Below are 11,976 nucleotides of genomic sequence, written 5' to 3' on the forward strand. Positions count from 1 at the left end.
CCTAGGCGGCGGTGAGCGCGAGCAGCAGCGCGGCGGCGTCGTCGACGGCCACGTTCTGCGCCTCCCCCGTGCGGCGGTCCTTGACCTCGAGCACGCCGTCGGCGAGGCCACGGCCGACGACGACGATCGTGGGCACGCCGATGAGTTCGGCGTCGCCGAACTTGACGCCCGGCGAGACCTTGGGGCGGTCGTCGTAGATCACGGTGAGGCCGGCGGACTCGAGGTCGGCGGCCAGCTTCTCGGCGGCCTCGAACACCTCGGTGCCCTTGCCCGTGGCGACGATGTGCACGTCGGCGGGAGCCACGTTGCGGGGCCAGATGATCCCGCGATCGTCGTGATTGGCCTCGGCGAGGGCCGCGATGGCACGCGTGACCCCGACGCCGTAGGAGCCCATGGTGACCGTGGCGAGCTTGCCGTTCCGGTCGAGGACCTTCAGCCCGAGCGCCTCCGCGTACTTGCGTCCGAGCTGGAAGATGTGGCCCATCTCGATGCCGCGCGCCGCGATCAGCGGCCCGGAGCCGTCGGGAGCCTCGTCGCCCTCGCGCACCTCGACGGCCTCGATGACGCCGTCCCAGCTGAAGTCGCGGCCCGCGACGAGCCCGAAGACGTGCCGGCCGTGCTCGTTCGCCCCCGTGATCCACGAGGTGCCGGGAACGACGCGCGGATCCACGAGGTACGTCAGGCCCGTGGCGGCATCGGCGCCGAGGACGGCGGCGTCCAGGGCCAGGCCAGGACCGATGTAGCCCTTGACCAGGCCCGGGTGCTTCCTGAGGTCCTCCTCGCCGGCGGCCTCGACGGCCACCTCACCGCCGGTCTCGAGGTGGCCGGCGATGGTTGCCTCGATGCGCTTGAGGTCCACCGTGCGGTCGCCGGGCACGCCGACGACCAGGATCCGGCGCTCGCCGGTGGGCAGCACGGCCGCCAGCACGACGTTCTTCAAAGTGTCCGCCGCGGTCCAGGCCCGGTCCGCGCGGGGTGCGGCGGCGTTCGCGTGGTCCACGAGCGTGTCGATCGTCGGGGTGTCGGGGGTGTCCCTGACCTCGGCTGCGGGAGCGTCGGTGTAGTCGATGGCGTCGGGGACGACCGTCGTGACCGCCTCGACGTTGGCGGTGTACCCGCCGGCCGACCGGACGAAGGTGTCCTCGCCGATAGGGGTCGGGTGGAGGAACTCCTCGCTCTTGGAACCGCCCATGGCTCCGGCGGTCGCCGTGACAGGCACGACGTCCAGGCCGAGCCGCTCGAAGATCCTGAGGTACGCCGCGCGGTGGAGCTGGTAGCTCGCCTCCAGCCCCTCGTCGTCGACGTCGAAGGAGTAGGAGTCCTTCATGATGAACTCGCGGCCACGGAGGAGGCCTGCCCTCGGCCGCGCCTCGTCGCGGTACTTGGTCTGGATCTGGAACAGGCTGACGGGGAGATCCTTGTACGAGGTGTACAGGTCCTTCACGAGCAGCGTGAACATCTCCTCGTGGGTCGGTGCCAGCAGGTAGTCCGCGTCCTTGCGGTCCTTGAGGCGGAAGATGCCGTCCCCGTACTCGGTCCAGCGGTTCGTGGCCTCGTAGGGTTCCTTGGGCAGCAGCGCCGGGAAGTGGACCTCCTGCGCGCCGATCGCCTCCATCTCCTCGCGGACGATCGCCTCGACCCGTGCGAGGACCTTCAGGCCCAGCGGCAGCCAGCTGTAGATCCCGGGGGCGGCACGCCGGATGTAGCCCGCCCGCACCAGGAGGCGGTGGCTCGCGACTTCGGCGTCGGCTGGATCTTCACGCAGGGTGCGCAGGAAAAGGGTCGAGAGTCGTAAGACCACGCGGGTGTCCGTTCGTATTCGGTCGTGCACTGCCAGTCACGTCCCCGCCGTCCGGCGGGAGACAACAGCTACCAATCTAGCGGGTCGGGCGGGCGGGTCGGGATCACCGCCGGCAGGGTCCTCCTCAGAAGAGGATCGTCGCGAAGGTGTCCACCTGCTCGAAGCCCACGCGCTTGTACGCGGCGATGGCCCGGGCGTTGTAGGAGTTCACATAGAGGCTGACGGTCGGCGCGAGGGAGCGGGCGGCGACGACGACGGCGGCCATGTAGGCGGCGCTGAGCCCCCTGCCGCGGTGGTCCGGGTTCACCCAGACGCCCTGCACCTGGACGGCCTGCGAGGACACCGTGCCCAGCTCGGCCTTGAAGACCACCGTGCCGTCGTCGTCGAACGCTGCGAGCGAGTGCTTGCGGCTGATCAGGGACGCCACGCGGCGCCGGTAGTGCTCGGACCCGCCGATGAACGGCGAGTACCCCACCTCCTCCTCGAACATCGCGGCGCAGGCGGGCAGGAGCCGGTCGAGTTCGTCGGGGCGCGTGAAGCGGAGATCGGGGGCGGGCGCGATGAGCGGGTCCGTGTCGATGGCCATGAGCGGCTGCGTGGGGCGGATGTCGAAGGGCTCGGCGCTGTAGTCCTCGAGCGTGGACCACAGGTCCATCACACCCTCGGAGAGTCCGAAGACCGAGGAGAAGGTCCGGCCCGACCGGCCGAGGTGGTCCCCGAAGATCGCGCCGGTCTCGTCCGTCACGCCGATGGGCACGAGGTTGACGCCCGCCCAGCACGCAGCGCGGAGCTCGTCGTGCCGGAACATGCCGATGATCTCGCCGCCGGAGAACGACGGCGCGGCCGTCCCCATGGACTCGAGGTGGGAGGCCACGAAGACGTTGGCCACCGGATCGGCGGCGACGAGGGCCCAGAGATCCCGGGTGTCCGCCTCGCCGAGGACGCGGAACGACCAGGGGCCCTCGGGGTCGGGCTGTGGCCTAGCTAACGGTAACCATGGGGCCACCCGAGCCAGCAGTTTCGCCATCAGCCTCACCCATCTCCTCTGCGAGCCGCATCGCTTCCTCGATGAGTGTCTCAACGATCTGGTCCTCGGGGACAGTCTTGATGACTTCGCCCCTCACGAAGATCTGGCCCTTGCCGTTTCCGGAGGCCACACCCAGGTCGGCCTCGCGGGCCTCGCCGGGTCCGTTGACGACGCAGCCCATGACGGCCACGCGCAGCGGGACCTCCATGCCCTCGAGGCCGGCGGTGACCTCCTCGGCCAGGGTGTAGACATCCACCTGGGCCCTGCCACAGGACGGGCAGGAGACGATCTCGAGCTTGCGGGGACGCAGGTTGAGCGACTGCAGGATCTGGTTGCCCACCTTGATCTCCTCGACCGGCGGTGCCGAGAGGGAGACGCGGATGGTGTCGCCGATGCCCTTCGACAGGAGCGCCCCGAAGGCCGTGGCCGACTTGATGGTGCCCTGGAAGGAGGGCCCCGCCTCGGTCACGCCGAGGTGCAGGGGCCAGTCGCCGCGCTCGGCGAGCAGTTCGTAGGCACGCACCATGATCACGGGATCGTTGTGCTTGACCGAGATCTTGAAGTCGTGGAAGTCGTGTTCCTCGAACAGGGAGGCTTCCCAGACAGCGGACTCGACGAGCGCCTCGGGTGTGGCCTTGCCGTACTTCTGCATCAGGCGGGGATCCAGTGAGCCGGCGTTGACGCCGATGCGGATCGAGGTCCCGGCGGCCTTCGCCGCGTCGGCGATCTGCTTCACCTGGTCGTCGAACTTCCGGATGTTGCCGGGGTTGACGCGCACTGCGGCGCACCCGGCGTCGATCGCGGCGAAGACGTACTTCGGCTGGAAGTGGATGTCCGCGATGACGGGGATCTGGGACTTCTTCGCGATGATCGGCAGGGCTGCGGCGTCATCGGCCGACGGGCAGGCCACACGGACGATGTCGCACCCGGTCGCCGTGAGCTCCGCGATCTGCTGCAGCGTCGCGTTGATGTCCGTGGTCGGCGTGGTGGTCATGGACTGGATGCTGATCGGCGAATCGGATCCGACGCCCACCGATCCGACCTTGATCTGGCGGGTCTTGCGCCGGGGTGCGAGGACGGGGGGCGGTGCTGCTGGCATTCCTAGGCTGACCGAGGTCAAAACATCCTCCATGCTGGCGGCCGTGACCGCACGTCTTCGAGATTCTTGATTTCATTATCCACCCGGCCCGGCGGTCTCCCGGCGTGTGGCGATGCAGGTCACACGAGGTCGCGGAATGCTCCGATGACCGGGTTCCACCCGGTGGCCTTGACGGCCGAGATGGCACCGACCCGGGCGAAGGGGTCTTCGCTCACGAGCTGGTTGAGGTCCGCCTCGGTCTCGGCGGCGAAGACGAGGAGGGCGCCGCTGCCATCGGCGAACGGTCCGGAGGCCAGGACGCGGCCCTCCTGCACGAGGCTCTCGAGCCACTGCCGGTGCTCCGGACGGTGCTCCGCCCGGAGGTCGTCGTGGTCGGGGTTGTACACGTACTCGACGGCGAAGATACTCATGGGCCTCACCCTACGGGACTTCCAGGAGGTAGACCTTGACGATCGTCGCGACCCCTGCCGCCCAGAGCAGGGAGGACAGCGTGCCGATGATGAACCGCTCCGACGCGGCGGGGGTCTCCTTCAGCTCGGCATAGCGACCGAGCGCCTTGACCGCGACGACGTAGGCGATGGCGACCGGCTGGCCACCGAGGATGGCGACGGTGACCGCGAGGCGCTCGAGGACGCCGATGACGAGTCCGCCGCGGAGGACTCCCGGCGGCAGGGCGTCCACGGGTGCCCTCGGCGGTTCCGCGGGTGGCTCGGGGAGGTCCAGCTGGGGCTGGTCCGCGGGCTCGGGCGGTTCCTCGCGGCGCCGTTCCGCGGTGTCCACGGAGCGGGCCAGCCGCAGGACGAGCATGGTCACGGGCAGGCCGAGGCCACCCGCCGCGAGCAGTGCCACCGCGATCCAGAGTGCGTCCACCGGACCTCCTTCTTCCTTGATCCATGTCTACCCCACGGCACCCCCAACGGATGCGGGGACGCGGACCGGGCCGTCAGGCGACGCGGTCGTCGGCCCAGGTCAGGAGCCGCGCGGCTGCGGGGCGGACGGCCTGCTCCTCGTGCCACGCGGCACGGGCGGCGGCCTTGCTCACCGCCTGGGGACTGATGCCGAGCGTCCGCGCGACGGCGGTCTGCGTGCCGCGCTCCCCCGGGTGCAGGAGATCGAGGATCCGCCATTCGGCGTCCGAGCGGCCCATGACGTGCCGGCCGAGGAGCGCGAGCACGCCCTCCGCCTCGCCGGCCCCGTCCGGGCCCTCGACGGCGAGGGGTGCGCGGTCCCCCGTCTTCTTCGCGCGGTCCACGGCCTTCCGCGCTGCGACGAACGCCGAGCCGCGGCCCTCCCGTGGGGAGGCGGGGAAGGGACGCTCGACGGTCCCGATCCCGACGCCCACGTACCAGCCGCCGGCCCGCAGGCAGAGCATCACGGCCTCGACGACGTCGTCCGCGCGCGCGAGGACCCCCTGCGCCTCGTCCCCGACCGATCGCTCCCAGGGCAGCACGGCGTGGACGGGCTGCAGGAGGTGGAGCAGTTCCGGCACCCGGTCCGTGGTGGCTCGGCTTCCGATCTGATCGATGGTCAGGACGAACATTCATCAACCGTATGGAGTTGAAATTCGAATTACAACCGATCAGCCGAACAGATCGACCGGTTTGACGATATCGGCATAGATCAACAGGACACCCATCCCCATCAGCAGGATCGCCACCGCGTAGGTGAGGGGCAGGAGCCTGGCCATGTCGAACGGCCCCGGATCGGGACGCCCGAACACCCGCGCGACACCCCGGCGCAGCCCCTCCCACAGCGCTCCGGCGACGTGCCCGCCGTCGAGCGGCAGGAGCGGGATCAGGTTGAACACGAACAGGGCCAGGTTCACGCCCGCGACGAGCCCGATCAGCGTCGCCGCGCGGGATTCGACCGGCACTTCCTCCATCGCCGAGATCTCGCCCGCGATCCTCCCGACGCCGACGACGCTGATGGGCCCCTCGGGATCACGCGGCGCGTCCGAGAACGCTGCCTGACCCACCTCCACCACGCGCTCAGGCAGGTTCAGCACCACGCCGGCGACCCGGGCCAGCGAGCCCCCGACAGCCGGGAGCACCTCGGTCGCGGGCTGCGGGACGAGTTCCTGCGTCGAGCCGACGCCGATGAAGCCCACCTCCTGGGTCACGGCGTCGCCGTCGTCGTCGACCATCGCCGTGCCGTCCTCCGCGGCGACCGGCCGTTCCGTCAGCAGGGGCGTGATGACGGACTCGACGCTCTCGCCGTCGCGCACGTAGGTGATGCCGACCTCGCGGCCGGCCGCGTCCCTGATCCAGCCCGAGAGCTCGTCCCAGTCGGTGACCTCCCGGCCGTCGAAGGCGACCACGCGGTCGCCCGGCTGGAGTCCCGCCTCGAAGGCGGGGGCGGCGGGATCCTCGGGCGCACAGTCGGTCTGTCCCGTGGCCGCCTGCTGACTGGCGGGGACCACGCACCGGTACACCTCGGACAGCGTGGTGGTGGCCTGCGCACTGCCGAACCCCATGATGAGGACGGCGAAGAGCACGGTCCCGATCAGGAGGTTCATCAGCGGCCCGCCGAGCATGATGATGATCCGTTTCCAGATGGGCAGCTTGTAGAAGACCCGGTCCTCGTCCCCCGGCTGCAACTGCTCGGCCGCGGCCTGCCGGGCGTCGTTGGTGAGCTGCTGGAAGACGCCGGTGCTGGACTGGCGCACCGCACCGGCCTCCGTGGTCGCGGGAGGGAACATGCCCACCATCGAGACGTAGCCGCCGGCCGGGATCGCCTTCAGCCCGTACTCGGTCTCCCCGCGTCGCCTGGACCAGATGGTGGGACCGAAGCCCACCATGTACTGGGTGACGCGGACGCGGAACAGCTTCGCGGGCACCAGGTGCCCCACTTCATGCAGGGCGATCGACGCCGCGATGCCGACGACGACGACGAGCACTCCGACGATGAACAAGAGAACGGTCACAGCTCTTCCTTCTGGCCTTCCGGACCGGCCGCCCCTCCGGGCGCCGGCGACTCCACGAGGCCGCAACGGGACCGGGCACTCGTGCGTGCCCAGCGCTCCGCCTCGAGGACGGCGTCGAGGGTGAGCTCGCCGCCGGCGACCTCCCGCGCACGCTGCTCGTCGACGACGGCGGACACGGTGTCCACGATCTCAGGGAAACCTATGGCTCCCCTGTGAAAGGCCTCGACGGCCTCCTCGTTCGCGGCGTTGTACACGGCCATGCGCGTGCCGCCCTCGGCGGCCGCACGCTTCGCCAGGGCGATGGCCGGGAAGGCCTCCTCGTCCAGCGGTTCGAAGGTCCACTCGGCGGACCGGCTCCAGTCGCATGCGCGGGCTGATCCCGGCACGCGGAACGGCCAGCCGATGCCGAGGGCGATGGGGAGGCGCATGTCCGGCGGTGACGCCTGCGCCAGCGTGGAGCCGTCGATGAACTGGACCATCGAGTGGATCACGGACTGCGGGTGCACGACGACGTCGATCCGCTCGAGCGGGATGTCGAAGAGGAGGTGGGCCTCGATCACCTCGAGGGCCTTGTTGACCATCGAGGCGGAGTTCGTGCTGATGACGCGTCCCATGTCCCACGTGGGGTGGGCGACGGCCTGCGCGGGCGTGACGTGCTGCAGTTGGGCGCGGGTCCTGCCGCGGAACGGGCCGCCCGACGCCGTCAGGACCAGTCGGTCCACCTCGTCGGCCGTGCCGCCGCGCAGGGCCTGCGCGATGGCCGAGTGCTCGGAGTCCACGGGGACGAGTTGTCCGGGAGCGGCCGCCGCGCGCACGAGCGCTCCCCCGGCGATCAGCGACTCCTTGTTGGCCAGGGCGAGCAGGTGCCCGGCGGCGAGCGCGGCGAGGGTGGGCTCGAGGCCGATCGAGCCGGTGATGCCGTTGAGGACGACGTCGGCGTCGGGCCAGGCAGCAACCTTCGCCGCGGCGTCGTCGCCGGAGAACAGCACCGGTGCGTAGCCACGGACACCGGCGGCGTCGGCGGCCTGCGCGATCGCGCGCTCGAGGTCGGACTCCGACGCGGACGCGACGCCGACGGCGGGAGCCCGGACGGTCACGGCCTGGCGGGCGAGGAGTTCCAGGTTCCGCCCGCCGGCGCTGAGGCCCGCGACGCCGAAACGGCCGGGAGCCGCGGCGATCACCTCGAGCGCCTGGGTCCCGATGGAGCCCGTGGAGCCGAGGATGGAGACGCGCCGGTACTGCCGGGTGGGGTTGCTGAAATCCATGGCCCCAGTATCCCGCAGTCCGGAGCTGTCCATCAGCCAGGGTCCGCGGACGCTGTGGGCGGGGATCGTCCGGATGCGACCGGGCGGCGGGGAGGGATCCCGGACCGCGACGACGCGCCGCTTCCACCCGGCGGCCGGGTCCCTGCCGGTACCTCGATGGCCGGTCGGCACCAACCATGGGGCACCTGTTCCGGGTCTGTGTCGAGCAGCCCGAATGTCGGTGCCGAGTGATGGAATGAGTCATGTCCATCGGAGCGTCGACGCTCGATCTCGGGGACGCCTACGACGAGGCGACCTGGGGATGGCCCGCGGATGCGGTCGACGAGATCCTCGGTCCGCTGGAAGACCTCGGCACCGAGGACGAAGGAACCGACGGTCATCGGCGAACTCTCATCGAGGAGGCGTCGCCGTCCGGACTGGTGGCCCGCCTGCAGGACGCGCCGATGATCGCGGCCCCCTCCCGTCTCGATGACACGCTCGAGCTGCTGCGCGCGGCCGAACGCCTCGCATCCTGGGCGGCCGCCCAGCGGGCCCGGTTGATCACGAGGGTCCACACGTTCAGCGATCGCGGGCACCGGACCTGGTCGGGCCGGTCGTCGTCCCTCGCGTTCACGGAGACGGTTGTGGAGACCGCAGCCCTGCTCAAGCTGTCCGAGGGCTCGGCCGCCCGGCTCGTCTCGGAGTCGCTCACGCTGACCGGACCGTTGACGGCCACCCTGGCGGCCCTGGAGAAGGGCGGGATCTGTGCCTCGCGGGCGTCGGTCATCGTCGAGCAGTCCCGCACACTCCCCGACGAGGCCGTCCTGGCGTTCGAGGCGGAGATCCTGACGGTGGCGGAAGACCTGAACCGGCCGAGGCTGACGGCGCGGTGCCGTCGGCTGCGGGAGAAGCTCCACCCCGGGTCGTTGACCGCCCGCCGGGTGAAGGCGGAACCGGATCGGTGCGTCGTCTTCGAACCGGACCGTGACGGGATGGCGTGGTTCAGCGCCTATCTCCCCGCGGAGCAGGCCCTGGCCCTGCACACCACGGTGGATGCGGTGGCCCGGACCCTGCGCAGCGGCGATGAGCCGCGGACGCTGCCCCAACTGCGCGCCGACGTCCTGGCCGACATGCTGCTCGGCGCCGGTGGGCCCTCGGGCACGCGCTCCCCAGCAGCGAGGATCGTCGTGACCGTTCCGGTGTTCGCGCTGATGGGGCTCACCGACGAACCTGCCGAACTCGAAGGTTATGGTCCGATCCCTGCCGACGCCGCCCGCCGGCTCGCCGGGGACGCCACCTCGTGGATGCGCCTGCTCACCCACCCGTACACGGGTGCGGTGCTCGGCCTGGACCGGACCCGGTACCGCCCGAGCGAGGACCTGCGGACCTGGGTGCAGCTCCGCCAGAAGACCTGCAGCTTCTACGGCTGCGGCCGTCCCGCCGGCCGCTGCGATCTGGACCATCTGGTGTCCTGGGCAGACGGAGGATCGACCGGTGCGGACAACCTCTATCCCGTCTGCAGGCGACACCACATGCTGAAGCACCGGACGGGATGGACACCGACTCCCGATCCCGATGGCGGGCTGAGCTGGTTGTCGCCGGGTGGTCGCACCTATACGACGCCGCCCGAACCACCGCCCGCCACGACGGATTCGTCGGCGATCGCCCGCACCGTGCACGACCTCGGGACGGCGATGCGCGCGGAGCGGGTCCCGGACCCCGGGCTCCTACCGCCCGTCTGAGAAGCGAAGCCGCAAAGAGCGGCGCCTGGAGCGGGTCAAGCGGGCCTCGATCCTCACGGGACGACGACATCTGCCAGCGCTCTTCGCCGGCACCGGCACTGCCATACGCGCGTCCGACTCCGCTGTCGTCGACACCGCGGCCGCGTCCGGCGAGGCCCGCCCCTACCGACCCGACGCCCTGCCCACGACGCTGCGGGCATGCCGGAGGATCGGCTCGTCCACCATGCGCCCCTCGTAGGCGAAGACGCCCCGTTCCCTCTCGGCGGCGGCGAGCAGCGCGCGGGCGCGCTCGACCTCGGCGTCGCCGGGAGCGAAGGCCGTACGGACCGCGGCCACCTGGCCGGGATGGATGCAGGCCTTCGCGGAGAAGCCGGAAGCGGCCGCATCCTCGGCCTCGGCGGCGAGGCCCCCGAGGTCGGCGATGTCCACGTAGACGGCGTCGATACAGCCGACTCCCGCGGCTCCTGCGGCGAGGAGCACCTGCGAGCGCGCCTGGAGCGCCACGGCCCGGTACGTGCCGCCGGCCGTGCGGCTCGAGGTGCCGCCGAGGGATGCCACGAGGTCCTCGGCGCCCCACATGAGGGCGGTGACGCCGTCGGCCGCGGCGATGGCGGCCGCGTGGACCACCCCCCGCGCCGTCTCGACCAGGGCGATGACCTCGACGTCCCCCAGGGCCGCGCGGGCCGCGGCGACGTGCTCGGGCAACTCCGTCTTGGCGAGCATGACGGTGCGGTAGGGGGTGCCTCGGACGGCGGCGCAGTCGAGTGCGAAGTCGGCTGTCCCCACCGCGTTGAGCCGCACCACGGTGCGCTCCGGGGCGAGCGGGGTCTCGGCGAGTGCCGTCCGTGCCGCGTCCTTGGCTCCGGGCGCCACGGCGTCCTCCAGGTCGAGGATGACGGTGTCGGAGCGGTCGGCCGCCTTGCCGTACCGCTCCGGGCGGTCCGCCGGGCAGAAGAGCAGTGCCGGTCCCAGGACGATCCCGCTCATCGCGTCACCGCCCGCTGCGCCGTCGAGGACCACATCAGGACGGATCGCGTTGCCGTCGCGACGACATCGCCGTGCTGGTTGCGCCCGGTGTGGACCATGGACACGATGCCCTGCCCGGGGCGCGAGGACGACGGGCGGATACCGGTGATCTCGGTCTCCGTGTACAGGGTGTCGCCGTGGAACAGCGGCTTCGGGAAGGCGACGTCGGTGAGCCCCAGCTGCGCCACGATGGTGCCCTGCGTGAGCTGGGACACCGATTGTCCGACGAGCGTCGCGAGGGTCAGCATCGAATTGACGAGACGCTCACCGAAGGGCTGCCCCGCGGACCAGGCCGCGTCGAGATGCAGGGCCTGCGTGTTCATGGTCAGCGTCGTGAACAGGACGTTGTCGGCCTCGGTCAGCGTCCGGCCGGGGCGGTGGGCGTAGACCGTCCCGACCTCGAGCTCGTCGAGGTAGAGGCCGCGCTGCTCGATCACGGACCGGGCAGGGGGCGTGTCGCCGCTCACGCGGCCGCTTCCCCGAGCTCGATCCGCAGCGGGGCGCCGGTGGCGGCGACGACGTCGTCCGTGCTCACGCCGGGGGCGGTCTCGCGCAGCACGAGTCCGTCGGGTTCGACGTCGATCACGGCGAGGTCGGTGACGATCCGGGTCACGCAGCCCTTCCCCGTCAGGGGCAGGGAACAGGCTTCGACGATCTTCGGCCGCCCTGCCCGGTCCACGTGCTCCATCATGACGATCACGCGCTTCGCCCCGAACACGAGGTCCATGGCGCCGCCCATGCCCTTGACCATCTTGCCGGGCACCATCCAGTTCGCGAGGTCGCCGTTCTGCGCGACCTCCATGGCGCCGAGGACCGCGACGTCCACATGGCCGCCGCGGATCATGCCGAAGGACGCGGCCGAGTCGAAGAACGCAGCGCCCGGATTGGCGGTGACGGTCTCCTTGCCGGCATTGATGAGGTCCGGATCGACGGCGTCCTCGGCGGGATAGGGACCGACGCCGAGGATGCCGTTCTCGGAGTGCAGCACCACCTCGACGCCGGCGGGGATGTAGTTCGGGATCAGCGTGGGCATCCCGATGCCGAGGTTGACGTACTGCCCGTTCTCCAGCTCCTGCGCCACCCTGGCGGCGAGTTCGTTGCGGGTGAGTGCCAT

General features: G+C 71.0%; 12 protein-coding genes. 1 reads left to right on the forward strand and 11 read right to left on the reverse strand.

From position 1 onward, the window contains the following. Position 1: 1 nt before the first annotated feature. The 8 genes from AC0Z9V_RS09240 to dxr form a co-directional block, all read right to left on the reverse strand. Positions 2-1,801 (reverse strand): proline--tRNA ligase, encoded by a 1,800-nt coding sequence (locus AC0Z9V_RS09240; protein ID WP_485141333.1) that lies wholly within the window; start codon positions 1,799-1,801, stop codon positions 2-4. A 124-nt stretch (positions 1,802-1,925) separates the two neighbouring features. Continuing rightward, entirely contained in the window at positions 1,926-2,828 is a 903-nt protein-coding gene (locus tag AC0Z9V_RS09245) for a GNAT family N-acetyltransferase (RefSeq protein ID WP_459268939.1), read from the reverse strand. Next, entirely contained in the window at positions 2,782-3,948 is a 1,167-nt protein-coding gene (gene ispG / locus AC0Z9V_RS09250; protein WP_133082193.1) for a flavodoxin-dependent (E)-4-hydroxy-3-methylbut-2-enyl-diphosphate synthase, read from the reverse strand. Before ispG ends, AC0Z9V_RS09245 begins: the two co-directional genes overlap by 47 nt. A 98-nt stretch (positions 3,949-4,046) precedes the next feature. Further along, positions 4,047-4,337: a YciI family protein gene (locus AC0Z9V_RS09255; RefSeq protein WP_485141334.1), complete on the reverse strand. Its 291-nt coding sequence runs from the start codon at positions 4,335-4,337 to the stop codon at positions 4,047-4,049. 10 nt (positions 4,338-4,347) lie between these two features. Further along, the gene (locus AC0Z9V_RS09260; RefSeq protein ID WP_208740784.1) at positions 4,348-4,797 is read right to left on the reverse strand and encodes a hypothetical protein; all 450 of its coding nucleotides are present in this window, start codon (positions 4,795-4,797) and stop codon (positions 4,348-4,350) included. A 73-nt stretch (positions 4,798-4,870) separates the two neighbouring features. Continuing rightward, positions 4,871-5,467 (reverse strand): MarR family transcriptional regulator, encoded by a 597-nt coding sequence (locus tag AC0Z9V_RS09265; protein WP_485141335.1) that lies wholly within the window; start codon positions 5,465-5,467, stop codon positions 4,871-4,873. A 39-nt stretch (positions 5,468-5,506) separates the two neighbouring features. Beyond that, positions 5,507-6,850 (reverse strand): M50 family metallopeptidase, encoded by a 1,344-nt coding sequence (locus tag AC0Z9V_RS09270; protein WP_485141336.1) that lies wholly within the window; start codon positions 6,848-6,850, stop codon positions 5,507-5,509. Beyond that, positions 6,847-8,115 (reverse strand): 1-deoxy-D-xylulose-5-phosphate reductoisomerase, encoded by a 1,269-nt coding sequence (gene dxr, locus AC0Z9V_RS09275; RefSeq protein ID WP_485141337.1) that lies wholly within the window; start codon positions 8,113-8,115, stop codon positions 6,847-6,849. Before dxr ends, AC0Z9V_RS09270 begins: the two co-directional genes overlap by 4 nt. Positions 8,116-8,357: 242 nt before the next feature. Here dxr and AC0Z9V_RS09280 point away from each other — a divergent pair, with 242 nt between their 5' ends. Then, positions 8,358-9,836 (forward strand): HNH endonuclease signature motif containing protein, encoded by a 1,479-nt coding sequence (locus AC0Z9V_RS09280; protein WP_485141338.1) that lies wholly within the window; start codon positions 8,358-8,360, stop codon positions 9,834-9,836. A 162-nt stretch (positions 9,837-9,998) separates the two neighbouring features. Here AC0Z9V_RS09280 and AC0Z9V_RS09285 read toward each other — a convergent pair whose 3' ends face one another. Genes AC0Z9V_RS09285 through AC0Z9V_RS09295 form a run of 3 tightly spaced genes read right to left on the reverse strand, consistent with a single transcriptional unit; the run spans position 9,999 to position 11,976 of the window. After that, positions 9,999-10,823 carry an HpcH/HpaI aldolase/citrate lyase family protein gene (locus tag AC0Z9V_RS09285; RefSeq protein WP_485141339.1) on the reverse strand — a complete coding sequence of 275 codons (825 nt, stop codon included), beginning with the start codon at positions 10,821-10,823 and terminating at the stop codon, positions 9,999-10,001. Further along, positions 10,820-11,329: a MaoC family dehydratase gene (locus AC0Z9V_RS09290; RefSeq protein ID WP_485141340.1), complete on the reverse strand. Its 510-nt coding sequence runs from the start codon at positions 11,327-11,329 to the stop codon at positions 10,820-10,822. Before AC0Z9V_RS09290 ends, AC0Z9V_RS09285 begins: the two co-directional genes overlap by 4 nt. Further along, entirely contained in the window at positions 11,326-11,976 is a 651-nt protein-coding gene (locus AC0Z9V_RS09295; RefSeq protein ID WP_133082185.1) for a CoA transferase subunit B, read from the reverse strand. The genes AC0Z9V_RS09290 and AC0Z9V_RS09295 overlap by 4 nt, the downstream gene beginning before the upstream one ends.

Source organism: Arthrobacter sp. UYP4 (assembly GCF_057291175.1).